This is a genomic window from Sphingobacterium sp. B16(2022), assembly GCF_012030425.1.
In the GTDB taxonomy this organism is placed as follows: Bacteria; Bacteroidota; Bacteroidia; order Sphingobacteriales; family Sphingobacteriaceae; genus Sphingobacterium; species Sphingobacterium anhuiense.
This window is the reverse complement of the sequence record NZ_JAAUVN010000002.1, coordinates 330,151-354,590: the sequence shown is the minus strand read 5'-3', so window position 1 is coordinate 354,590 and position 24,440 is coordinate 330,151. Positions and strand designations below refer to the sequence as shown.

The window sequence follows — 24,440 nt, the reverse complement described above, 5'->3', positions numbered from 1 at the left end:
TTAATGCAGTTTTGGGATTAAATAATTGATTTTACTACCCACACGCACCATTACTTTGCGGATAAGATGTAAAGGTTTGATATGCTCGGAGTAAATAACTGCTGTTCCTCTGGAACCAATCGTTAAAGGCGGTTCGTTTTCATCTAGCATAAATTTTGCAATAAGTTTTCCATCGGTTTCCGGCAATTGTCTCGCTGTTTCGGGAATTCCAGCTGTTGTTGCGTTACCACCGAGCATTCCTCCTGCATTATTCATAAGTCCTTGACTAGTGGCATCAACTACATACTCTAATTTTGCTTTAACCACTCTTCCGGGTGCTGTTTTAAGTGCAAGTTCTACTTCGTTACCATTTTTAACAGCTTCCAATTCGTTTTGAGAAAAGAATGCGATAACAGATTGCTGTTTTTGTATAAGTACAAAGGCCGATTTAAAAGGTGCCATCATGGCGCCTTCATTGAGTTGAACGTTAGGAATCAAACCGTCAGTTGGAGCTAGAACAACCGTCTGGGAAAGATTCCATTTGGCTTGATCTAATTTGGCTTTCAGTTCTGATACCAACGCGTTCTCTCCATTATAAGTTGAGTTAGACTTGGTTTCTAAAGATGATTTTTGTGACTGCGCTGCACTAATTCTCGACTGTAAATCTTGTGATGTAGAAATTGATTGCTCCAGATCAAATATATTGGCAGCTCCTTCTTTTACGAGTTCCTGATATTGTTTTATTCTTTTATTACTTAATTCTAACTGTGATTGCAGACTGGAAATACTTTTACGAGATGCATCAATATCCGAATTGTAGGACGAAACTGTAGACTTCATATTGCTGAGCTGGGCTTCCAAAGATTTTATTTCTTGTTGGTATGGCACCGGATCGATCGTAAAAAGTGTATCTCCTTTTTTAACCTCCTGATTGGTTTTTACGTATACTTTTTTCACTTTTCCTAAGGTCTGTGTTGTGATATCAACACTTCGGTTGACAACTTTCACATCCGAGGTTATTGGACAGAAGTAGTTAAGATTCAAAATAAGTGCAATAGATCCGAAAATCGGTAAGGAAAACACGACAATCTGCGTATTGAAATTCCAAGGGATTAGTTTTAGTTTTTTAATGAGAAGCCAGCAGATACCTGCATATATACCTATTAGTAATTCTAACATAATTTTTTATTATTGATGATTTTGTGTGTTTTACCGGTAGTTATTTGTTTTCTTCAATCTGGATTTCTTGTTTTCCTGTAAAAGGATCTGCATCTTCTAAATCTGAAGAAGGTGCTTTATCTTTCTTATGATCATAGTTTGCCCATATTAAAGCTACTGGCCAAAGAAGTCCGCCAAATATCAATGAAAGCAAACACATGCTTTTTATAGCACTTAATTGGGGATGATTTTTCTTTTCCGCTATTTTTTCAGGATAGATATGAACCTTCCAAAACAGAAAAATTCCTGCAAATGGTAAAACGACTATGATAAGCCACGATGCCACGTTTGCGATTGTGTCCTCTACGCTGCCAGAAGAGGCATAAGAAACACTGCAAAACAGTAATAAAGACAGTGTTGCTGTTAATTTTTGCATAACTAAAATAATTTTGATGATAAATAATCCCGGCATGATCACTGAGGATGATACCGGGACTCATGATAGCATGATTTAAAACGAATCTTTAATTCCGTATTCTCCGCTAATGACATTGCGTAGGATATCGGCTTTTTCATGATAAATGGTCTTTTGGAGTGGGCTCAAGACTTCGTCAAATGCTTGATCTGTTTTCTTTAATTCTTTACGAAGTTTTCTTTGAGCTTTCTTTCTACCTCTATTGCTATCTATAGAAAAATAGGTATCCAGTTCGGTTCTTACATTTCCTACAACTGTTTGATTGATATCTAAAAAAAAATAGGTATCCAGTTCGGTTCTTACATTTCCTACAACTGTTTGATTGATATCTAAAACCGGAGCTAGCTGGTCTTGAGATAAATCGAGCATCTTGGCCATAACAACAGTTCTGAATATCGCGGTTCTTGCTATTTTGTTTTCTAGGAAAAGTTCGAATTGTATCGGTGATAGAATCTCTTGTAGAGCAAGATTTCGTTGTTTTAGAATAGATACAAATGCTGCAAGGTTTTCAGCCTGAGTATTATTTTGAGCGTGACTTTCTCGGTCTAATTTTTCGACATCACCGGCAGCTATTTGGTTTATCTGAAAAACCAGTTCGCCTTGAGTTGATGTCATATTTAAAAATGACATTTCCTGAGTAAGATAAAAACCTATTTTTTCTGCATCTTGAGATTGAGCGTTTGTAGCATTTGATACGAATAGCATAAATAAGCTTAATGCAGTAGTTCGTAAAAATCTTTTGTTCATTATTTTTCGTTTTAAATTGCACTTCTTGTTCAAACAGCTGTTATAGAGCTCTTTTGACTGTACAAAACTATGACGAATAAATGTTGAAAAAGTATTCTTAAGTTATTTTTTTGGAGGTCGTTTTTTATGTATGCGGGCTGATAATCTTGATAAAGAATTGGGGGTAATACCCAGAAAATTTGCAATATACTTTCTATTTGTATTCTTGGTTATGTATGATCGGGCTATTAGAAAATCTTCGTAACGGGTGCTTGGAGATGCGCTACAAAATTGCTCGGTGCGAATGCGTAGAATATTAATGATCGTTTTTAAAGATTTGATATAAAACTGAAAAATACCTTTATGCTGAAAAGCCAACTCTTCAAATTTATCTTTTGGAAACATCAATATTTGCGTATCTGTAACGGCTTCAATCGTATATTTTGTTTCTCTTTTATCGGCATAATATTCAGGAATTCCAATGATAGAGGCTTCATCTGCTTCGGAAGAAAAAAAAACATTATTTTCTGTACCGTCTTCGGAATAAAAGTACCAACGCAACAGGCCGGTAGTGAGTACAAAAACATAATTAAACATGTCGTCCGACTCGACAAGTTTTGTCTTTTTGGGTAGAAACAAAGGCTTACATATTTTGGACATTTCAAAGCGTTCTTCATCATTCAGTTGATGCAGATATTCCAAATGTTTTAATAATTCCAATTGTGTTACCATCGTTGTCTGAATATATGCTCAAATGTAAAAAAAGTTATGGAAAATGAGATGCTAGGATTTTACAAAAAAAAAGTCAAACCGATAATATATTTAACTTCTTACCATTACATATTATGTAAATAGTACAATGTGTCTTTTGTTGGGAATAAAAAAATTGTAAGTGTCCCCAAAAATCAAACAGCTTAAAACTGGACATATACTAAACCTCCCTGTTGAATCTGTAATTCGTCCTTTCGTGGAAACACCCTTTCCTCCTTTAAAATAGGACTTGACCAGTAACTCATTATCAACTCCCACAATGTAGCTACCGCCAATAGGATAAGTTTCCAATTGAATCTCGCTGTCTTTAAAAGGAATATCTGCTATGAGAGGAGCTGTTGTACTCTCTTGAATCAGAGATATTGCCCTTATATAATATAGTTCACGGTAGGTAGCCATTTCTGTGGTATAGGCATTGAGGAAAAGGTTAGTTGCGATGCCTTCTCTGGGAATAACTAGATGACTCGCTGCCATACCATTTTTGAGCAACATAACAGATCGTTGCTGAATAACACCATCGGCATTCCCAATATTCAAGTAAAGATTATGGCTTTCTGGATCCAATAGTCCTTCATTCATGACATAAGCTTTGAACCAAACCGTAGCACCGGGGAAATAGGCACCACGATCTGTATGTACATAAATCTGAGAAAGAGTCTGCGACTTTAACAGAAATGGCAGCAGTAATAAAATCAACAAATAGTTTCTCATAATTTGGTTATAAATCGACGCTGTAATCTAAAATTGCCTCCTTGATACAGTTTATTTTACGCGCTCTTTAAGGATGTAACTCTATCCAGTTGTTATCTGAATCAACGCTAGCTTGAAAATTCTTTTTCTTTTCTTTAATTTCATGATCATTAAGGGACTTATAATTTGAAAGAAATTCAATCATTCGGTTTTGAACATAAGCCTTCTTGGCATTACTTTGTTCTTTCAGAAATGCTTCTTTACTTACTTTGTGAATACCAGTTCTTAGATACCTATTTAAATTTACTTCTTTTGCTAAACTTGTTTTAATTTCTAAACATTCCAATTTCCATGTTTTGGTATTATCTATTGCCAAAATGAATAATTAAAAGCCACTTATTAAAACCATCGGACATAGAGAGAAAGTACTAAATTTTAAATCTCATTGCTATCAAAAACTGTCTTGGCCTGAGTTCGAAATAACTCTGTATAAGCTCATAATCTGAAGAAAACTGTTGCAAATAATTCCTATTATTCAAAATATTGGATGCCGTCAACTCTAAATCTGTACGCCATCGTGTTAGCCGGAACCGATAAGTTGCATCCATAAAATATTGGCTCTTTTGTGCCTTTACATTATTCCCATACAAAGAATTAGACAACGTGATCAAATGTCGATCATGGGGAACAAATACCAGGTTGAAAAAATGATGGTTATACAACAGTTCATTGCTCAGCCCATCGGCCAATCTATTATGCGTGCGCCCCATGGAAACTCGATAATCTCCAGAAATCATGGATGAGGACGAATTGATCAACTCAAAAGTTAACGATTGACTATTTACATGTTGTTTGACCAACTGCTCATTGAGCAAATAATCTGAAGTACTCCAACTTAGGTTTCCGTTCATTTTAGCAACAGTTTTGATGCTTATAAATAACTTAGAAAGTCCTCCTCTTATCCCCTGAGACAGACTCTCTGCATCTCGGTTATTAATACCGGTGGTGCTGCGTCCCAGACTATCCAATGCGGTACTAAACATATAGTCGCGCCAGCTCATCCTGACATTATAACCCAGATTGGCAAAATTGGCCTTCAACGTGTTTTTATACTCGTAATTTATTCCAGTATTAAGATTTTCATCTTTCAGTAAGCGTGCATCATACTTTTGGATACTCCGATACTGACTAATGATGTAACCATTATAGAAGTTGCCAAGCCCACCAAAGTTTCTCCCTCCGCTCAGGTTTGTACTGAGACTGTTTTTACTGTTAAGCAGATAGGTCATCGAGGCAGATGGGTTCCAACTGCTCCGGAATTCATTTTTCAAGCGCTGTACCCCTTGCTGTTTGACATTATAGTAATATTGACTGAATGGCAGATTAAAACTGTATCTAAACTTACGCACTTCTTTTCCAATTTGGAGCGCCATACGCAACTGCATCTGTGCGCTATTCATATCATTGAAATAACCGGTGTCCAATTTGCGAACGTCTTCCTGATCTTGTATCTCGATATGACTGTTCAACTTACTGCTGTTATAGTTCAGATGAACACTGGGCGAGAATGTCCATCTTTTGATCTTACGTGATAGACTCAAGCCGTTTTCAAAATTAAAGCTCTTAAAACGGACGATCTGCCCCATCCGATCATATGGCTTCCCGTCATTGATCAACGATTCAAATTGACCTGGATTGACTGAAAGACGTTGGGGTGTACTGTGCCACTCTATCGTGGAGGTCATATTGACCAACTGTTTACCTATAAAACGACCAAGTGAAAAAGAATTAAGAAAGGCTTCGTCTGAAAATTTTTTGTCCTGATGTATAGGGGTGTCTTCATTAAAAAGGATATTTCCGACACTGTTGTTCCATTGCTTACGATAATTGGTACTATTCCTGAAGTAAACGTTGGATTCATTCTTCTCGACCATTACCCCAATATTTAACTCATCAACACCATAACTATTGTCCACGACTTCTTGATTTTGAATCACTTCCTTGTTTGTAAAGTACTGTGTCGTAGTTGTTCCTTGACGCTTTCGATTATCATGGAAGTAAGAAAAATTGCCTTTTACTTCGAGACCACACTTCAACTTTTGAATCATATTGCTACTCACTAGAAAAATTTGATTGTCCAACCATTTTTTCTGATCGAAACCCGGAGTGGCCACATCGCGAATAGAAAGATAAGTCGGACCATCGGAAAAGCTAGATCGGGCTGAAAAATACCCGGTACCTGAATAGAATGGTTTTAACTGATGTGACACATCGTCGCCAATATTGTTTGTCTGAAACGAATTGAGTGTTTGAAAGGTCTTTGCAAACGACATCGGCGTTATATTGGCATCCCAAAGCGCTGGGGTGGCACCCAAACCAATTTTCCCTGTACCTGTAGTGGTGAATTTCTTAAGCTGCAGATTAAGTGTGGCGCGATTGGAAAAAACCAACTTATCCAACATTTTAATCGGTTGATGATTTTCAAGAATCTGTACTTTCAAAACCGCATCTGCAGGAAGGTTTTGATTGATAAGGCCGTAACGCCCACCCATCATATCCAAGCCATTGACACGATACTGTTGGATGGGTTCGCCTTGATACAAGATCTGACCACCACGCATCTCGATACCTGGAAGCTTTTTGATGATATCGGCAATAACACGATCTTGCTTTCCAGTAAACGAAGCAACATTATAATTGATTGTATCTTTTCGATTGTAAACGGGTACATCAGCCACCTTTACCTCCTTGATTTTCCTGACCTCTCCTTTTAAAATATAAGCATAGTTAGCGCTAGCATTGACAACATGTACGCTACGCTTGGAATAACTAAGATGATTAAAATCCATCTGTACTGAATCTACATCGGTGACTTTGATCGTCAATTTGAAGGCTCCACCTGCATCACTTTTTGAAAACCCCAACAACGCTGCAGAACCGATCTTTTTATAGGATACCGAAACATTAGCGATCGGTTTTTGATTTTCGTCGAGTAATTTCCCCGTAATAACAGTTTGGGCAAAGGCATGAACACTAATCAATATAAAAATGACTGTAAAAAAGAGCTTATCTCTCATATGGATCTTTTTGCTCATTAAATTAATGCCGCTCGATGTGGTTATTATCTGTTTTCATTTCTGCACGGATATTGACTTTACTTGCGTCAGATAATCTAGCACCGGTTAATAGCGCATATTCGGCCATCGTGTTTCTTAAGTTTTTACGCGCTTTATAAAAAGATTCTTTAGTTGTCTTTTGAAGAGCAAGATCTGGACGTAGTTGATCGAAAGTAACGGAGACGCTATTTACTTTACTTATGTAAGCTATATCGAATTTAAAAAACTTATCCTGATCTGATATGGACAACACTAAACCAGGAAGTCCACAAAACTTGTAAGGTCCATCTGAAATAGGAATATCCATGGTAAACCACGCTGTCCATTTTCTCCCTCCCCAATCTGCTGTTGCTTTTTGACAAACAAAATCATGTATATGAGCAGTGTCCGGATGCATTTCCCATTGTAGATCCCCCTTCTTTTCTTCGTAATAGGACAGTTCATTATTCCAATCTAATTTGATCCCGTTGACAGGTTCATAGGTAGCAATAACATCTCCCCGCTTTACAATCAAAAAGTTATTGGGCTCTATACGACCATAAGTGTAGACAAACATATTACGACCTTCTTGCAGCGCCAATGCTGAATCGCTTCTAAATTTTGACAGGGTCTGAAAATGACTTTCTTGCTCACCGATAGTCAGTTGTGTAAAAACACTTCTTCGCGAGGCACTGGAGGTACTATCGTTCTGATAGGTAAACTTATAAAGTATCTTCGTATCAAATTTCACAGGTTTGACCTGAGCTTTAACAGTGAATTGAAACAATAAAAAAAATAGTGGAAAAAATATTATTTTCATAATGCATGATATTACAGAATGGTCAAACTAATTCTTGACTATTCTTATTTGATTCAGAAAGATCCACTGGTGGTTATTAAAATTTAAGTTTATACTTAAAGATAAATAAATGGTCTCAAATATTAAACTAATAAATTAAATCAATCGATTGCGTAATTTTCAGCGCAAATAAATAAGGTTCAGTGATATTACAGAAAAGGAATTGCTTTTAGCCTAAATAAAGCTAAAACTATTATGATAATGGCGAACTGATTAAGAAAGTGGATTTTCTATCTTTGGGAATTCCCTAATTCAGGATAAAAAAAGATGGTTTTTGATTATTCGAAAAGTGTAAAAGAGATGGATAATCCTGTCTGACTATCCATCTCTTTTACACTTTACAAAAAGAACATATGGCGATGAAAAAGTAAACCACTGATTTAATTCTCCATAGAATTACCTAAATAAAACCAACTTGCTTCCTGAACGTGCTTTACTTTGGTCAATTCAAAAATCAGTTCTTCAATCTTATCGTCACTTTTACCAACGGTGGAAAGTTTTACATTTAATATGACTGTGTTTGCATTCTCGACAGATACATTGCGTAAGACAGATCGTAGCAAATATGTATGTCTATTCTCAATCTGACCAACAATATGACTCCGGATATCCGTTTCATCTTCAACTTTACAGGTTACTTTGATTAAATAAAAGGCTTCCTGTACTTTTCTGCTTTTATACGATTTTAATGCTCCTAACCAATCACTAAAAGGTCCCATTGCAATATGAGTAAACAGGATCGCGCCGGTCACAATAGTAGCTTCGATATATAAGGCCATACCACATAACGTGCCGACCGCGGCCGAACACCAAATCGTTGCAGCGGTATTGAGTCCACGTATCGTCAATCCATCTTTCATGATAACACCTGCGCCAAGAAATCCTATGCCCGTCACAATCTGTGCTGCAATACGTCCTGGATCGCCACCATCGGCACCATATAGGTATACAGACAACAACATGTATGCTGCGGCTCCAATGGATACCAGCGCATTTGTACGTAGTCCTGCGCTCTTGTCCCGCCACTGACGCTCTGCTCCTATTGAAAGTCCTAAGGCAAATGCGATGGCAATTCGCGTAATAAAATCGACCGAATCTAAATAACCAGTTTGTATGAGTAAAAATTGAATGTTCATGCTTGTAAAATATCTTTTTAAAGTTAGTCTTTACTTCTTTAAGAAGATATGAAATCTTCACTTAAAAGAGCTTTATCCAATTATTATGATTTTATGTTAATTTCTACTTTCTATTGAGTGCGATCAATAAACTTCTGAAAGGATCAATGACCACGCCCATCGACCATACTTTGTATAAATTCGTTTATGTTTAAGTAGCACTATAGCAATCAAATCTTACATACACAAAATTGTTTTTAGATCATTTTTATTAGATTTAACCCATGAAGCTTATAATATTTGATTTAGACGGAACATTGTTAGATACGTTACAAGATTTGGGTGATAGTTGCAATATGATCCTTGAGCAATATGGTTATCCAACTCATCCTCTTGAATCTTACAAGAAATTTGTAGGGAATGGTGTCCGAATGCTTATCGAAAGAGCACTGCCTCAAGATGCGAGGACAGACGATACTATACCCCACCTACTTTCAGCATTTAAGAAATATTACGAAGAAAAAGCCGAGAGCCATACTAAACCATATGCCGGTATTATTCAATTATTACAAGATCTGCAATCGTCAGGTTATTTGATTTCGATTGCATCTAATAAATATCATGAGGCTGTCCTGCCATTGGTGGCAAAATATTTTTCAGAGATTTCATTTGATCTGATATTGGGTCATCGAAATGGACATCCGGCTAAACCCAATCCTGATATTGTATTCGATACACTCAATATACTGAACGTAAAACCTGATGATTGCTTTTATGTCGGTGATTCGTCGGTCGATATGGATACTGCCAAAAATGCTGGTGTGCAAGCAATCGGGGTCTCATGGGGCTTTCGCGAAGTCGAAGAATTAAAGCGACATGGAGCAACATTCATTATTGATAAACCGAAGCAACTGCTGGATATTTTGACATCATCGTCAATATCGCTGCAATAATTAAAACCATAAAAGCCACATCGCTACGTTGTATCACTAAGAGTTAGACTCTTTTTATTCACAGTCAACGCGATGTGGCTTTTCATAAGTGTATAAATAATTAGTATTTTAAAACTATCTCTATTCATGCACTATGATTCGATTTTTTCAATATTTCTATAAGGGGCATCTAACTAAAAGATGAGATCTTTTCTCCTACTTTCGGGCATCACTTTCAAGAATTCCATTTTCCCATTTTTATAAGTACCTTCAATAACAGTGTTTTTAAAAGCATGTACTTTAAAATTCACATCCCAGTCTTTTGGCCAAGCCGGCAACATATAAATCTTATCTCCGTCACATTGAACCAACATTTCCTGTAAGGTATTCATCATATTGCCAACACCGTCATAATCTGGTTTCCAATCGTGCGGGCTATCCATGTATCCTTTAAATCGAAAACCTTTTAGATATGCACCGCTACGGGCTTTAATATCTTTGGCAGCTTCTGTGGCAAGACCCAAACGAGCGGCAAAAATTCCTGTTTGATACCAGCATACCCGACCTGGATTGGGCATATTGAAATAGGCTCGCTCAACTTCTTTAATATTGGGTTTATGGATCCCATAAATCCGAAATGGAAATAAACAATATAAATCCGGTGCTTCATAATTTGTTCTTTGAGGATTATAAAAAGCGGCATTGTCCACCACAACATTCCCAAGACTATCCTTTTTCTTCGGCAGATCGGGAATAGTGGACAGCATAGTAGTCCAATTCTGTTTATCTTCAGGAGTTAATGTACTTTGAGGTAGTTTTAAAAGTTCTTCTAATACATAATGTAGTCCGGCAGTAGAAGGCATATCATTGACAACATCCGTCCAATATGTTTCTAATCCGTGGCTTGGAAAAATATGTAACTTGCCCTGCTCATCTTTCTTAAAACGTGTATTGTAAAACTGAAGTGCTTTTCGTGCCCAAGGCAACGCTTTTGTTTTTAAAAATGCTTCGTCTCCAGTATAGTGATAATAATCGAGCATCATCACCGACATTTCTAAACATTGCTGCCATATATCTTTTGTATATTCTTCAGAATATACATCGGATTCCAATCCAAAATCGCCCATTCCCGGTAAGCCGAATGTACTGATACATTCCTGCATATAGATTCCTGATGCACCATAATATTTGTTTGATCTGGCTTCAAAAGTCTTCGCTTGCTTGATATAAAAATCAAAAAACGGTTTCATCATGTCAAAATTACCCTGTGCAAACTGTGGCAGGTATAAAAAGCGCACGTTCTGCCACCAGTAATTCACGCCATAAAATCGATAATCTGCCGAGTAATTCTTTTGACGTACATCAGGTCCATAATAGGCATACTTTGGATCTACATTAAAAATTCCTCCCTGAAATCGAGCAGGAAATTCATTTCGCATCTGACAGGCCATCTGATATTTAGACAGAATATAAGTCTGGGTGTACGTTGATAGACTATCAGAACCATTATTGATATCAATCCATCCTCTATTCCAAAAATTTGTCCACCACCTAGCGGTTTGTTCATAGGCTTTTTTAGGACTAGGAGACTGAGCAATCCATCCAGCAATTTCCTTTTCCCAAGTTGCCGGATCAGGCGTTTGCCGGGTATAGCCGGCTATCCGAATATCAATGTTTTTTAATGGTCTCTTGGTGTGTAAAACGCTATCAGAAAGACTTACTAAACCTGAAGCTTTGATATAACCTCCAAAAGTATTATCCTTCAAGGGATCAATAATCTGATTCGCATAGTCTTCCATTCCTTGTTTCTTAATGTGCACAGGCACACTGCTGTAAGCATTCCGATGATACCATACAAGGGCTTGTGGTTTTTTAAGAAACACATCTGCAGATTCCCAGGCTTCTGCCCCGTCCGGAACTCCGGTTCTATAGAGCCAGGTAGAAGCAAGTTCTTCCATATTGAGCTCATGTTTATTTTTTCTCCAGTTTTCCAAAGTCACCTTCACCTGAACTGGTTTTTCACTGTATCCAGAAATATACATTACAGGAGAGTTTGCATCAATAAAGATCTTTAAATTTAACTCCTCTCCTTTTTTCCCGGCTAGAATTTTTAATGTTCCTTCTTTCAGATTCAATTCCTGACGGAAGGGCTTCCCTTTAAAAAAAGGACTCTCTGAAAAGGAAATCCTGACCCCTCCTAACTTTAACAGCCGTTGTAATTCAGAATGTGAATCATTACGCGAGAGATATAATAATAGATCGCCATTCTCTTCTACCCAGACGTTACTCCCTAGACTTCCATTACCAATTGGAACATTACCTGTTTCGTTGATGGATGGTGTATTAAAAATGATTTTATAGTTATTCTTCTCTTCCTGCGAAAACGCTTCGAATATCAGCAATTGAACTATAAACAAGATGGTTAGTCGGAGTCTACTCATTTTTAAAAAATATTTTGAATACAAACTGCAGATAGCACAACTTTCTTAAATTATAGAAGATCGTTCAATCAATGTGTCAATACGAATTGATCTATTAATAGCTTGCCTAATCAACTTTTAAAATAAATAGATGCTAATTAGCTGCAATTGGTTATTATTAAATTGTTTTTCTTCCTATAAAGCTATAGAGTAAAGTCATAAAGTATGCATTCAATATTAACATGAAATGCATGCATTATTAACTTTTTTAGAAAAGGGCTAAATGACTTAGTAAATGATGCTTAATAATTTATCAAAGAGCCAAGAAGAATTACTTTTATAATTTAAACTATCTTTGTAAGACAATCTCTTAACACTGTCAAAATGGATTTTGAAATCTTATTGAAACAAATTGATTTTATAAAAGAAATCGATAAGGTCAAATACATACAACGGAAAACTAAATTGTTCAATAGTAACCGTAATGAAAATGATGCGGAACATAGCTGGCATCTGGCGATGATGGCATTGATTTTGGCTGAACATGCAAACGAACCAATTGATGTATTGAAAGTGGTAAAAATGGTTCTGATCCATGATATTGTTGAAATTGACGCTGGAGATACCTTCATCTACGATATGCAAAAAAATCATGTTAATACAGACCAAGAAAGACTGGCTGCTAATCGGATTTTTGGACTGTTACCTCAAGAACAGTCGAAAGAATTTATTGCAGTATGGGAAGAATTTGAGGCAGGTCTAACTCCTGAAGCTAAGTTTGCGAGAACAATGGATCGATTGGAACCTCTCTTGCAAAACACTTCAAATAATGGGGGAACCTGGAAAGAGTTTGATGTTGATTACAGTAAGGTATTCGAAAAAAAGAAAATCATTAATGAGGGATCTACTACGATATGGAAGTATGCTGAAGAACTCATCAACGAAAGCGTGGAAAAGGGTATTTTAAGAAAAGATTAAACTGCAAATAACTCATTTATTCTACTTGGTCGGTGGAACGTTTTAAGGTAAGAACTGTGATTTCGGGCCACACGCCCACCCTGCCTTTCAGACCATGATAACCGAAGCCTCTATTGACATATAAAAATTTTCCGTCTCGTTGGTACAGTCCTGCCCATTGTTTATAAAAGTACTGGATAGGACTCCATTTAAAACCAAAAAGCTCAATTCCAAACTGCATACCATGCGTATGACCGGCCAAGGTGAGGTGAACATGTTTAGCGTGATCTACAGTAACTGCATCCCAGTGTGATGGATCATGAGACATTAGGATCTTAAAGGAATCGGCAGGTATAGCAGCTGTTGCTTGATTGAGATTGCCAAACTGATGGAAACCGCCTTTGCCCCAATTCTCCACCCCCACTAATGCAATACGTTGTCCATGCTTATGCAGTAAGACAGCTTCATTAAGTAATAATTTGAAACCCATCTCACTGTGTATTTCTTTAACACGCATCAGATTTGCCTCTTTAAGTGATGTACTGGACCATTTGGTATAATCACCACAGTCATGATTACCTAAAACAGAATACTTCCCATAAGGGGCTTTTAAGGTGGTAAAAAGATCAATCCATGGATCCATCTCGGAAGCCATGTTGTTGACGAGATCTCCTGTAAATAAGAGCAGATCACTGTTTTGGGCATTCGCAAGATCAATACCTTTCTGTACACCTTTGATGTTACTTAAACTACCAGAATGGATGTCGGACAATTGTGTAATGGTAAAACCATCGAAAGCTTCGGGTAAATCTGAAAAATGCAAGATCTCTTTTCTAACCCTATAAAAATGACGACCTCTAGTCAGCCCGAAAATAATCGCCAAAAAGACTATGCCAGCAAGTACTGCGACAAGTTCACTGACGTAAAAATTCCTAGGCGGAAAACTACGGAATAGTCGACCAATATCTTCCAATAATAGAATCGGAACAGAAAATAATTTTGGAATAAAGATAAGCAACATCGCTGTGATCAAACCCGATGCATAACGCTGAATATCGCTAATACGTTTCCGCAAAAATATAGTGACTATAATAGCACCCAGTACAACAATATCAATAAGCCAATAAATGACATGGATCAGCGGATTTGAAAAAAGTGTAATTATTGCCTGATAAAAATAAATATCTCCTATGAGGAATAGTAATAAAATTAAAATAAGTCTCTGTGCCATATCGAATAATATTATATAGAGTAAGGCGAATGCCGTGCCAAAACATAAAATGAGTTCCAGAACATTTATTCCTATTCGACAGGTATGCGTAAAATTACTAATGTACCGCCACCTTCTGGAATTTCTGTAATAGAGACACTTGCTTTTTTACCCAATAATTGTATTCGCTCGTGACTGATCGTACCTGATAATGAACGGTGTGCAGGATCAAAATTACTTTTTTCAGTTTTTCCACTATCTGCAATCTTTACTTGTAAGATATCTTGTTCTATCTCAAAATGAATACTAATATCTCCTAGACCTTCTTCCAAATCGATCCCGTGAAGTATCGCATTTTCTACATAAGGCTGTATAAGCATGGGCGGAACCATAATTGCTCCCAGATCATGTTCGATTGGTTGTAATATAGTATACCTAAATGCATCTTCATAACGCATTTGCTGCAGGCTTAAGTAGTTTTCTAACGTTTCAATCTCCTCATCTAGAGGTACACGATTTTCGCGGCTGAGCTCCAAACTGCTACGCAATAATCGACTAAAACGGTTGAGGTATTTGATGGCAATTTCTTTTTTATCCAACCGCACAAAACTCTGTACAGCTGCTAATGTATTAAAGATAAAATGGGGTTCCATCTGTGTGCGTAACAATTGTTGCTGCAATAGTATTTTTTCTTTTTCTTGAAGAAAACGACGTTGACGAAAACTATAAAACAAAAACAATATGGTGACACCAAGGAGGATAATACCTAAAACAGATACGGCAAGCCATAAACGATTTTGTTGCAATTGCAGTTTATTAATTTTTATACCTTCATTTAATTTATGAATAGAGCGATCTTTAGTCTGCAACTGATGAAGAGCATTCATTTCTGCAACAGCTTGTGTATTTTCTGTCTGATAGATTCCTTTTTGTAATTCTGCTGTTTGAGTCAATACCGCTATGGCTTCATTTTTCTTTCCCTGTAAATTGTACAATGATGCCAAGCTTTGCTGATAAACGAGATCACTGTCTGCGAAAATTAGTCCTGTATGTTTTTCCTTTAGAAGTTTTGCTTTTTCAAGAAATTGTGAGGCTAATGTTGCGTGTTTTTGAGCCGTATAAATAGCTGCAATATTGCAGTAATCGATAAAAAGATTATTAATTTCGCTCGAAGTTGCCTCTTCATTGTACAGATATCCATCTGATTTAATTTTAAGCAGCTGATAATGAAGTAACGAATCAAGTTGCGTATGTTTTTCAAAATATTGAATTTTAGAATCGTATAGAAAACTAATATTATATTTATCAGGGTTCTGCGCATGTAGTACTTCCAGTTTTTGAAGATAAAAAGCCATACTATCTGCTGGTTTCTGGCGCTTATTCAAAGTCTGTATCATTTGTACCAGCACACGTTGTCGATTAATATGTCCTTGTGGCAATGAATCTGCCATAGGCAAAGCATCACGGTTCATTTTTTCAGCTAAGTCATATTGAAAGCTTAGGAGGTTACTTTGTGCTGCAGATAGTAACATAGATGTTTTTGCTATAAATGACAGATCTACCGTTGAGTCTGCTAAAACAATTGCGGCTGCTTTGTTATAATAATAACTGGCTTCTTTCATGCGGGCACTCATGCTCAAAACATTCCCCATCCCATTGTATATAAGTGCCTTATTCTTAAAACCACCATCTATAGGATCTATCAGTTCAAGTGCATCTTCAATAAGGACACGAGCAGAATCATTGCCCTTCATACTGTAAAGCCTTGCCAATTGATATTTAACGGTTGATGATTGTATGGTATCATTTTTCACAATGGGGTTTCGATCGAGTTTTCGCCAAACAGTAATCAATGAATCTCTATTGGTGGGATTAGCTCCTACTTTTTCCAAATCCTTTATCTGAACCGAAATGGCATCATCAGATTTTGCCAACAAAACTTTCTTGTTATTGTCTTTACAAGATGAATAACCTATAACCATCCATAAATAAAAAATAAGTAGCTGTATACGTATCATTTTTTCAAAAAAAGTTGGGTTAATATCGTATTCTTCCGTCGTGTAGAGATTGGAATCTCTTCTTTATTTTTCAGAACAATATATTCGGATCGGTTAATGCCTGAGATATATTGCTGATTAACCAAATAAGACTGATGCGTGCGTAAGAAATGTGGAGCTGGCAAAAGTTCCTCGTAATACTTAAGAGGTCTTGAGATAAGCTCCTTATCACCATTACTTAAAATGAAAAGAGTATATGGACCATCACCTTTACAATAGACAATATCACTAACAGAAACAATGCGTGTGTTATTAATGGAATTCAAAACAATACTTTCTGGTAATTCACCTATCTGGATTGAGGTCTGTGCTAAAGACAATTGTTGCATCCATTGCGGATTATTTTCCCTTCGACGACGATATCGCTCTAATGCCTCCTGGAGCTCTATCTCATCAATAGGCTTGAGCAGATAATCGAGTGCTCCGTACTTGATGGCCTTTATAGCAAAATGATTATATGCAGTAATGAATATTATATTTTGTGGAATGGGCGTTAATTTTTTCAACAAATCGAATGCTGTTCCATCTTTGAGCTGAATATCCATAAATATTACATCTGGTTGCTTTTCTTCAAGCAACTTAATGGCTTTATGTACGCTGTCTGCCCAACCCACAAGTTCGGTATTGGTTTCTTGCTGTATCAGGTAAGCGATCTCTTTACGAACTGCAGGCTCGTCTTCTATTATGGCAACGGTTATCATCTTTTCACTTTTAGCTATTGTAAAGATAGTATATTGTAAGTGCTCTAAAATAAATTCATTTTTTAAATTTAACGATATAGCAATAAGAAATAAACATTTGGAAATAGTTTAAAGATCAGCATCGAGATTGGAACGATCATTTTTTTAAGTTCTATTCTCATGAGATGATAATCGAATAACGTATTGAATAACAAAAGCGCCAGATCTTTATTAGATTGGCGCTTTTGTTATCTATTGAACTGGATACTTATGTTTCCTGATCAACAACAGGACATACTTATTTCAATATTTTAAAAGATTTAGCTTGTTTCTTTACTTTAAAAAAAGCAAATGCACATAAAATCGACATTGTAGTAAAAAGCAAATCAATAAATAAGATATCATATGATTTTGTTTGAAATGTATTCCAGATCCAGAGATTTGTGGTGATACCATTTACAATCGGTACTGCCAAACACAAAATGGTTGATAAGAATAGGGTATGCTTGTTTACTTTCGTTAGATCACGCAGTATTAATAAATAGATGATCATCACTAACCAACTATAAAAATAAAGACTATAGATAAAACTCTGATTTACGACAGCTGAAAATTTTATGACAATAAAGGTAAATGCAGTAATAGGAAGCATACTCAATGACATGGATATGAAAAGATTGGCTGCCCAAAAATTAAACTTCCTTTTATATGCAGGAATATTAGGTTTTTCCCGTGCAACCAGCCAAATCATAATGCCTGAAATAATGACGACACAACCCAGTAAACCCAAAACGAAATAAACGATACGCAAGGTTCTGCCTCCAAAATCTCCAAAATGAAGGTGATAAACCAAACTCTTAACCCAATCAACATATGTTGCATCTGTTGTAGGTGATTTCACTGATGAAGGTTTTCCTTCAGCGGCTTTCATAAGAACGTAACCAGATCCCGCAAAACTAGCGCTGGGTTTAGGTTTAGTTTCTAAAGCAATTTCCATACTTTTATCTCCAAAATTTCGGATATAAAGTCTCGAAATATCCGATTCTGGCCATTCATTCATCCAGTGGTTTACGAATGCGTTGACATCTAATTCTTTGGATAAGGGCTGATAACTGTAAGTTGGTTCCATCGCTCTGTTATACTGAAGCTCCTGGTATAATTTATTCTGATCACCATTGTAAATTAATTTACTAAACGGTGAAATCAATACATAATTGACGATAAGAACAACTCCTGTAATGGCAAATATCAATTGAAATGGAAATCCGATAACTCCCAAAACAGTATGCATGTCGGTCCAGACTGTTTTCCATTTACTCCACGGTCTAAATAAAAAGAAGTTATTTTTAATCTTATCCCAATGAAGAAATAAACCTGTAATCAAGGCAAACAGAAACAAAAATGAAACAATTCCTGCCAGGAGGTAACCAAATGGAGTTCCCAATCGAATTGGAATCTGATTGAGTGGAGCTAAGAAATGTAAGCGATATAAAAACTCTCCCATATCATAACCTTCATCATAAGAACTCTGTGTTTTGTCTACAAATGAGTGTAAAAAATAGGCCGAATCTTCATTTTTTGCTCCCCGTCTCTTACGACCTTTTGATTTTTCGGTTTTGGGTTCAGGTTTACTGATCGTTGTATCTTGTGACACACTCATATTGACATAAGTCCCGTGTCCTTGCCTCAATAAATAGAAGTCGAAATTTCTACCTTGGAGATTATATTTTGTTCCCATCGAATCCAATATATAATTGAAGTCAGCGGGAGATTCTACATTGCTAAGTGATTTACCTTTTTGCCATGCAGCGATATCATCTTTAAAAAAAGAGAAAGAGCCTGCAAAAAAGATCACATAAAGCAGTGCTGCGATAACAATACCACTGATCGTGTGGGTATGAAAGTAAATATTATATTTTCTTTGATCCATGGTATAAACTTAATGATTGATAATATAAGGTAGCGAAAACAATAAAGTAAGGCCAATATAAGTTAGTGCCAACCGCCACAATTTAGGCTCTAAAAATGCCCAGAATAATAAAAATGCCCAAAGTAAATATCCGGTAAAGAATGCTGTAGCAATTACATTTTCTGGTGGAAATAATGCTGTTAATAATACATGAAAACTGATCATGACCGTATAACCACCTAGGGTTCCCAACAAAATACGACAAAGCCTTATCCAGGGAGATTTTGTTAAATATTTTTTATTAGCAGGCATATATTAATGGATAAATACTTCAATCAGAAATGAACATAAATAAACTCCTAATACTACACGATAACCAAAGTAGGAAAAAGGAAAGAAAAAGACTACTAGACAGCCCATACACATGAGGATAACAAAAAAAGCAAATATTCCACTGGCTATACCTACAGCATAAATCAAGCAGGCAGTAGCTATTAGGAACAGAACTATTGCTATTGTACGTGATTGTTTTTTTCGATCGGCAAGATAGGCCCAAAGTTTGGATTTATTCTTCCACGCAATACGTTTGGAAGTATTCATCCATAACATAAATGCAATAAACAATATTAAACATACTGTACTTATCATAATGAGAAAAGCAAATTAAAAGATAGAACTTGGGAATCTCTTTGAGATTCCCTTATGCTCTATCTGTTATTGATATGAAACAATTTTTTATACTAAATATTTATTGAATACGTGTGACAGCAGTTATTGATCCCCCCTCAACTTTCAAACCCTGTGTTGCTACTGCAGTAGACGCATTAACTTTATATACATAACTCACCGCATCTGTTAATGCAACTCCAATAAAAGCATTTCCATCTTTTGCTGTATAATTATTATATGAAATCTCCTTAATTTTACTTAGTTCAGGCATTCCGGTTACATCTTGGTATGTTTTATTATAAACATCCAGTATACCAATACGTTTTCCATCTGTATACCCACCTTTTTCTGCTTTTGTGGTCATCTGAACAACAAATTTTCCCTTACCTACATAGATCCAATTTGTAATGTTTTTTCCCCCGCTGATAGCTTCGATATCGATATAATATCCTTTATCAAATTCAGTAGTTCCAGATTTTATACGTAAAATAGCAGAAGGTTTTTTAGAGGTAATAGCTCCACCTTTTGTGGCTACTGCCGAAGAAAAAGCATAGACATCCCCTTGCTCATCAACGGCTAATCCATCTCTAAAATAACGACCGATATAACTCATGCGATCATCTTTTATTACCTTTTCCAATTTCATTTCGGGGTATGAATAGACCGCAACATAAGCACTATCAGGATAAGCAGTATCAAATGCGGCTTTACAGCAAGCCTGGATGGACATGTAAGGGGCATATACTTTATTTCCGACTTGTTTTATCCAAGTGAAGAATGCTGACTCTCCGTTTCCGGCAACTTTTTGTACATTTATTGTTCCTTCTCCTGCTAACAAGAGATTATCGGTATTCAATCGATAATAATTTACCAACGGATTAGTCATAGCACGCGTAATTTTCATCATCACGATGTCTTCATTGACAGGTGCAAAAGCCTGTACAGTTTCTGTCACAAAATCAGAAAGCTTGTTTAATCTACCATCCAATAAATTATAAACGGCTACTGCTCCAGGGTTACCTTGGCCGTAAAGCATGGAAAAAAACTTATTGTTGTGTGTAACGTAATAACGATAGGTACCATCTTGTTCCACACCCTGCCCTGCAGTGGTTACTCTTCCCGATTCCAAATCTGGTGCAGTCAGTAAATAATCTGCCACACCTGTTGATGCAACAGGTGAAACTGCCAGTACATAATTGCCCTTAACTGTATCAAGATCTATTTTATCCTTATCGTTACATGACACTGTCGTGCTTGCTAAAAAAGCGATGGCAATCACGGTTTTAAGTGTATTATTCATGCTATATGTATTAATATTTAAAATTTACTATTTGTTTATTTATGATCACGCTGAAAATAATAGCGTAAGTTAATGGCGAAAGAGCGTCCCGGTTTTTGCAGACTAAAATTGTCATAAAGATTTGCATTCGCCAAATTGCGTCCCTCAACACCAATATTATATTTACCAGAACCTAAGCTATATACAAGATTAACATCGTGGCTTAACTGTTTAGGAATCTGTTTTTTATTGGCAGATGAATTTCCACGACTAGGCCAATACAGCCAAAAATCGTGTACGTACAATAGATTGTAACCGACCGTTAGCTTGTTATTTTTTCCACCAAAATCATGGAATGAAACATCTACATTGGTATTTCCAAATAGATAAGGAATATTTGGCATCTGGTCATTATAAACAGGGCTCACTCCTGTATACCCAGGTTCATACTTTTGCTTATTTTGTAAGTACTGGTAAGTCAATGAACCTCCAAAATTCAAAAAGTTTTTATAAGAATAATGTACATCTAAATCTCCTCCACGTGTGCTCACACCATCGCGGTTATCAGCCACCAATTTCGATTGATTATTATTCAATCTATTATAAATAAAATCAAAAGAATAGCGATATATCAGATTTCCAGCTACAGAAAAACGATGATCATCGCCCTGCTTCCACCCATATATAGCACCCAAATTAATATTGTGACTGCGTTCGGGTTTGAGGTTACCATTGGCTTCTTGATTTTCCAGATCACCAAAGATCTCGTAGGAAGTCGGCATTCGATTGGTCATTTCATAAGAAGCTTTTATCTGTAGATCCCGCTGAATAAAATATGTAGATGCGAGTCCATACCCGAAGCGGGTAACTGAAGCGGACTCAGCTTCCTCAAGTTTATTATTCTGTGTGATCATTTTTCCAAAAACTGTTGTACTCCAATGATCTTTGACATCATAACTATAGCCTAAACCCATCACGTTTTTGATGGAACGTTGACCTTGTTCAAGATTACTATTTTGAGGATTGAGCTCATCCTCTCCTTTGCGGTTAAAAGTAGTCGCGACATTACTTAAAGAAAGAGACTGACGATCAGAAAGTCTATAGTTAGCTGCTAAAGATGCAATACCTTCATTGTTTTTATAAACATACAGCTGTCGACTACGCTCCCCATTGGTACCCATTTCTTTATAATTACCGTACCAATCGTACCGTCTATTCAGCGTATCAATATTCTGCTCCTTACCAAAGTTGTAGTTAGCGTTTAAAGTAACATCCAGACCTTTTATCAAATTATTTTTCTGATATTTTAAAGTCGGCATAACTGTATTTCCGCGACGGTGCCAACCTCCAAATACCGAAACCATACGGGCTCCGGTTTGGATTTCTTTGTAGTTCTGCCCCAAAGTAATACCTAGCAATAATTTGTCTGCATAACTTTTATTGGACACGCCAACCTGAGCTACTAAAGCCTCATTATGGTACTTATCATGAAACCGCTTTACTTTAACATTTTCTTTCGATTCCCAAGTATTGATATTAGAGACTAATGTTGTTACGTTATAATCGTTGTCTGAGTAATTTTGATAGGCATTTAACAATACCGTAAGACCGTTTTTATTGGTTACACCTGCATTGACAGCTGTTCGGTGGGTATTAAAAGAACCATAGGAATATGAAGCATCTACAAAGGTGCGTGCTTTAGTAGACGTAACAATGTTAACAGCTCCCCCTAAGGCATCAGAACCTAACCAAATGGGAACAACACCTTTGTATACTTCTACTCTTTCTGCTAAATTGATCGGTATATTATTAATTTGAAAAGAAGTACCGAAATTGTCCATTGGAATTCCATCCAAAAAGAAACGGATATGATTACCGGAGAATCCATTAAGTGTCAGACTTGTATTGGAACCTACGCCACCAGATTCACGTACACGTACACCAGATACTTTATCCAGTGCATCTGCAATATTTAATGTTGAATTGTATAATTTTGTTGCATCTATCGCTGTAACATTGAAGGCTTGACGATTTATCTCTTTAATTTTTGTAAGCCCCATCACTTCTACTTCATCGATCCCTTGACTATCATCTTGCATTTCGATAAGAATAGGACTATTGAAGTAATTGGACAAAACCACTTGCTGTCTATTGACCGTGATTTTACCAACGGCAGTTATTTGGATATCAACAGTAGATTTGTTATTTGTAAATGAAAAATTCCCATTTTTATCAGCACGAATAATTTGTTGATCTATTTTTACTGTTGCGAAAGGAACCACCTCAGTCGCAGATCTTACCTGGCCTTTATAACTATTGGTTTTATTTTGCGCTATACCGTTCAAAACGCATAACGACATACCAATAGTCAATATTATTTTGCTATTTTGCATTGTCTTTTAATTGTAACACTTTTAGGGATATACTACATGCTTAACGTAGTAGTAAAGGCAGCCTAATTACCGTTAGACTACCTTTGGCGTCATACTAGAATTACCGCTCTAGATGACGCTTTTTATTTTACCTGAAAACTTGCGGTAAGTCCCTGCCAATTCTTATTGTAGGTTTTATCGTTCCAATTTCCTGATTGATCTGCCATATGACTGTTTTCGATTACATAAGTGCCAGCCCAGATAGCCTCTGCTTTAATTTTACCCTGACTATCAGTCTTATAGTTTTTGCTCCAACCATTTGGAGACATCACTAAAACTTCTTTATTAGCAACCGGACTATTCCCGCGTAATAACTGAATTTCTACCACATCATTTGTTTTAAAGATTTTGTTTTGGAAGATAAAGTGAGCCGCTAAAGGTATTGCTGCGTATCCAGCGTCTTTACCTACTTGAATCTGGCTTTGCGCTAAAAATTCATATCTTGTAGTGCCTCCAAGTTCTTTGGCAGGGTGAGAAACAAAGATTTGATAAATGCCATCTTTAGCAGGTACAAAACTAGCTTCTAAATAATCTCCTTTATCAGTAAGTTTTAGTTCAACCTTATTCTCAGAATCAACAAGATTAAGTTTTAACTGATTCAAGTCAGAATACCAATCTTTTGTCTTTTCAATTTCTCCAGTTGCATATTCTCCATAGTAAACTCGGATGGTATGAGATTGATTTTTAATACCTACAGGATTACTTTCAATCCAAATCGCGTGAGCTTGGACTATTTGGTTACCGCCAAAAAGTACAATCATCGCAATTAATAGTTGCTTAACGTAGTACATTGTTATTTAGATTAATTAAAGATAATGGACAAATATACAAACATTGACAAAATATCCAAGTCAATTTATTAATTCTATTAAATGAATTTATATCTGGAGTATAACTGGTTTAGGGGATTGGTAACCATAATTATATTTATGAAAAGAACTTTTAAGAAGTCCTAAATATCATTGTGTGAAAATTGATTACTCGTTTCTATCTTCTGTAATTGCCTGTCAATAAACATCAAATCAGA

Annotated in this window: 21 protein-coding genes; 2 read left to right on the top strand and 19 right to left on the bottom strand. The window is 36.3% G+C overall.

Going from position 1 to position 24,440, the window contains the following annotated elements; translation table 11 throughout:
- The 9 genes from HCX49_RS11940 to HCX49_RS11900 form a co-directional block, all read right to left on the bottom strand.
- Nucleotides 1-1,158, bottom strand: coding sequence for an HlyD family secretion protein (locus HCX49_RS11940; protein ID WP_168127166.1), 1,158 nt, complete (start codon nt 1,156-1,158; stop codon nt 1-3).
- Nucleotides 1,159-1,198: 40 nt separating this feature from the next.
- Entirely contained in the window at nt 1,199-1,573 is a 375-nt protein-coding gene (locus tag HCX49_RS11935) for a DUF3302 domain-containing protein (protein ID WP_168127165.1), read from the bottom strand.
- 75 nt (nt 1,574-1,648) lie between these two features.
- Complete coding sequence (locus HCX49_RS11930; RefSeq protein ID WP_168127164.1) at nt 1,649-2,359, bottom strand: hypothetical protein; 711 nt, start codon at nt 2,357-2,359, stop codon at nt 1,649-1,651.
- A 102-nt stretch (nt 2,360-2,461) separates the two neighbouring features.
- A complete protein-coding gene (locus HCX49_RS11925; RefSeq protein WP_168127163.1) occupies nt 2,462-3,070 on the bottom strand; it encodes a Crp/Fnr family transcriptional regulator in 609 nt (202 codons plus the stop codon).
- A 111-nt stretch (nt 3,071-3,181) separates the two neighbouring features.
- The gene (locus HCX49_RS11920; protein ID WP_168127162.1) at nt 3,182-3,820 is read right to left on the bottom strand and encodes a hypothetical protein; all 639 of its coding nucleotides are present in this window, start codon (nt 3,818-3,820) and stop codon (nt 3,182-3,184) included.
- Nucleotides 3,821-3,887: 67 nt separating this feature from the next.
- Nucleotides 3,888-4,175 (bottom strand): hypothetical protein, encoded by a 288-nt coding sequence (locus HCX49_RS11915; protein ID WP_168127161.1) that lies wholly within the window; start codon nt 4,173-4,175, stop codon nt 3,888-3,890.
- A 52-nt stretch (nt 4,176-4,227) separates the two neighbouring features.
- Nucleotides 4,228-6,876 carry a hypothetical protein gene (locus HCX49_RS11910; protein WP_168127160.1) on the bottom strand — a complete coding sequence of 883 codons (2,649 nt, stop codon included), beginning with the start codon at nt 6,874-6,876 and terminating at the stop codon, nt 4,228-4,230.
- A 22-nt stretch (nt 6,877-6,898) separates the two neighbouring features.
- Nucleotides 6,899-7,714, bottom strand: a complete 816-nt coding sequence (locus tag HCX49_RS11905) for a GLPGLI family protein (RefSeq protein WP_168127159.1) — start codon at nt 7,712-7,714, stop codon at nt 6,899-6,901.
- A gap of 419 nt (nt 7,715-8,133) precedes the next feature.
- Nucleotides 8,134-8,889, bottom strand: coding sequence for an MgtC/SapB family protein (locus HCX49_RS11900; RefSeq protein WP_021189984.1), 756 nt, complete (start codon nt 8,887-8,889; stop codon nt 8,134-8,136).
- 263 nt (nt 8,890-9,152) lie between these two features.
- On the opposite strand from HCX49_RS11900, the gene HCX49_RS11895 reads away from it, so the two are divergent.
- The gene (locus HCX49_RS11895) at nt 9,153-9,821 is read left to right on the top strand and encodes an HAD family hydrolase (protein WP_168127158.1); all 669 of its coding nucleotides are present in this window, start codon (nt 9,153-9,155) and stop codon (nt 9,819-9,821) included.
- A gap of 173 nt (nt 9,822-9,994) precedes the next feature.
- Here HCX49_RS11895 and HCX49_RS11890 read toward each other — a convergent pair whose 3' ends face one another.
- Nucleotides 9,995-12,241, bottom strand: a complete 2,247-nt coding sequence (locus tag HCX49_RS11890; RefSeq protein ID WP_132770784.1) for a DUF5703 domain-containing protein — start codon at nt 12,239-12,241, stop codon at nt 9,995-9,997.
- Nucleotides 12,242-12,604: 363 nt separating this feature from the next.
- On the opposite strand from HCX49_RS11890, the gene HCX49_RS11885 reads away from it, so the two are divergent.
- Nucleotides 12,605-13,198 carry an HD domain-containing protein gene (locus tag HCX49_RS11885; RefSeq protein WP_021189979.1) on the top strand — a complete coding sequence of 198 codons (594 nt, stop codon included), beginning with the start codon at nt 12,605-12,607 and terminating at the stop codon, nt 13,196-13,198.
- A gap of 16 nt (nt 13,199-13,214) precedes the next feature.
- On the opposite strand, the gene HCX49_RS11880 is transcribed toward HCX49_RS11885, so the two are convergent.
- The 9 genes from HCX49_RS11880 to HCX49_RS11840 all read right to left on the bottom strand — a co-directional run bounded on the left by HCX49_RS11880 (nt 13,215) and on the right by HCX49_RS11840 (nt 24,204).
- On the bottom strand, nt 13,215-14,408 hold the full coding sequence (locus HCX49_RS11880; protein WP_168127157.1) for a metallophosphoesterase: 1,194 nt from the start codon (nt 14,406-14,408) through the stop codon (nt 13,215-13,217).
- Between the two features lie 71 nt (nt 14,409-14,479).
- Complete coding sequence (locus tag HCX49_RS11875) at nt 14,480-16,405, bottom strand: histidine kinase (protein ID WP_132770788.1); 1,926 nt, start codon at nt 16,403-16,405, stop codon at nt 14,480-14,482.
- Nucleotides 16,402-17,145, bottom strand: a complete 744-nt coding sequence (locus HCX49_RS11870; protein WP_132770790.1) for a LytR/AlgR family response regulator transcription factor — start codon at nt 17,143-17,145, stop codon at nt 16,402-16,404. Before HCX49_RS11870 ends, HCX49_RS11875 begins: the two co-directional genes overlap by 4 nt.
- 277 nt (nt 17,146-17,422) lie before the next feature.
- Nucleotides 17,423-19,054 carry a PepSY-associated TM helix domain-containing protein gene (locus tag HCX49_RS11865; RefSeq protein WP_168127156.1) on the bottom strand — a complete coding sequence of 544 codons (1,632 nt, stop codon included), beginning with the start codon at nt 19,052-19,054 and terminating at the stop codon, nt 17,423-17,425.
- 9 nt (nt 19,055-19,063) lie between these two features.
- Nucleotides 19,064-19,345 carry a hypothetical protein gene (locus HCX49_RS11860; RefSeq protein WP_021189975.1) on the bottom strand — a complete coding sequence of 94 codons (282 nt, stop codon included), beginning with the start codon at nt 19,343-19,345 and terminating at the stop codon, nt 19,064-19,066.
- Nucleotides 19,346-19,348: 3 nt separating this feature from the next.
- Nucleotides 19,349-19,681, bottom strand: coding sequence for a hypothetical protein (locus tag HCX49_RS11855; RefSeq protein WP_168127155.1), 333 nt, complete (start codon nt 19,679-19,681; stop codon nt 19,349-19,351).
- Nucleotides 19,682-19,781: 100 nt separating this feature from the next.
- Complete coding sequence (locus tag HCX49_RS11850) at nt 19,782-21,002, bottom strand: DUF4374 domain-containing protein (RefSeq protein ID WP_168127154.1); 1,221 nt, start codon at nt 21,000-21,002, stop codon at nt 19,782-19,784.
- A 35-nt stretch (nt 21,003-21,037) separates the two neighbouring features.
- A complete protein-coding gene (locus HCX49_RS11845; protein ID WP_168127153.1) occupies nt 21,038-23,374 on the bottom strand; it encodes a TonB-dependent receptor domain-containing protein in 2,337 nt (778 codons plus the stop codon).
- Between the two features lie 122 nt (nt 23,375-23,496).
- Nucleotides 23,497-24,204 (bottom strand): DUF4198 domain-containing protein, encoded by a 708-nt coding sequence (locus HCX49_RS11840; protein ID WP_168127152.1) that lies wholly within the window; start codon nt 24,202-24,204, stop codon nt 23,497-23,499.
- Nucleotides 24,205-24,440: the final 236 nt, after the last annotated feature.

Excerpts from the sequence above, each read along its gene's own strand:
- HCX49_RS11940 (WP_168127166.1), bottom strand. The coding sequence starts at position 1,158 with ATGTTAGAATTACTAATAGGTATATATGCAGGTATCTGCTGGCTTCTC.
- HCX49_RS11935 (WP_168127165.1), bottom strand. The coding sequence starts at position 1,573 with ATGCAAAAATTAACAGCAACACTGTCTTTATTACTGTTTTGCAGTGTT.
- HCX49_RS11930 (WP_168127164.1), bottom strand. The coding sequence starts at position 2,359 with ATGAACAAAAGATTTTTACGAACTACTGCATTAAGCTTATTTATGCTA.
- HCX49_RS11925 (WP_168127163.1), bottom strand. The coding sequence starts at position 3,070 with ATGGTAACACAATTGGAATTATTAAAACATTTGGAATATCTGCATCAA.
- HCX49_RS11920 (WP_168127162.1), bottom strand. The coding sequence starts at position 3,820 with ATGAGAAACTATTTGTTGATTTTATTACTGCTGCCATTTCTGTTAAAG.
- HCX49_RS11910 (WP_168127160.1), bottom strand. The coding sequence starts at position 6,876 with ATGAGAGATAAGCTCTTTTTTACAGTCATTTTTATATTGATTAGTGTT.
- HCX49_RS11905 (WP_168127159.1), bottom strand. The coding sequence starts at position 7,714 with ATGAAAATAATATTTTTTCCACTATTTTTTTTATTGTTTCAATTCACT.
- HCX49_RS11900 (WP_021189984.1), bottom strand. The coding sequence starts at position 8,889 with ATGAACATTCAATTTTTACTCATACAAACTGGTTATTTAGATTCGGTC.
- HCX49_RS11895 (WP_168127158.1), top strand. The coding sequence starts at position 9,153 with ATGAAGCTTATAATATTTGATTTAGACGGAACATTGTTAGATACGTTA.
- HCX49_RS11890 (WP_132770784.1), bottom strand. The coding sequence starts at position 12,241 with ATGAGTAGACTCCGACTAACCATCTTGTTTATAGTTCAATTGCTGATA.
- HCX49_RS11885 (WP_021189979.1), top strand. The coding sequence starts at position 12,605 with ATGGATTTTGAAATCTTATTGAAACAAATTGATTTTATAAAAGAAATC.
- HCX49_RS11880 (WP_168127157.1), bottom strand. The coding sequence starts at position 14,408 with ATGGCACAGAGACTTATTTTAATTTTATTACTATTCCTCATAGGAGAT.
- HCX49_RS11875 (WP_132770788.1), bottom strand. The coding sequence starts at position 16,405 with ATGATACGTATACAGCTACTTATTTTTTATTTATGGATGGTTATAGGT.
- HCX49_RS11870 (WP_132770790.1), bottom strand. The coding sequence starts at position 17,145 with ATGATAACCGTTGCCATAATAGAAGACGAGCCTGCAGTTCGTAAAGAG.
- HCX49_RS11865 (WP_168127156.1), bottom strand. The coding sequence starts at position 19,054 with ATGGATCAAAGAAAATATAATATTTACTTTCATACCCACACGATCAGT.
- HCX49_RS11860 (WP_021189975.1), bottom strand. The coding sequence starts at position 19,345 with ATGCCTGCTAATAAAAAATATTTAACAAAATCTCCCTGGATAAGGCTT.
- HCX49_RS11855 (WP_168127155.1), bottom strand. The coding sequence starts at position 19,681 with ATGATAAGTACAGTATGTTTAATATTGTTTATTGCATTTATGTTATGG.
- HCX49_RS11850 (WP_168127154.1), bottom strand. The coding sequence starts at position 21,002 with ATGAATAATACACTTAAAACCGTGATTGCCATCGCTTTTTTAGCAAGC.
- HCX49_RS11845 (WP_168127153.1), bottom strand. The coding sequence starts at position 23,374 with ATGCAAAATAGCAAAATAATATTGACTATTGGTATGTCGTTATGCGTT.
- HCX49_RS11840 (WP_168127152.1), bottom strand. The coding sequence starts at position 24,204 with ATGTACTACGTTAAGCAACTATTAATTGCGATGATTGTACTTTTTGGC.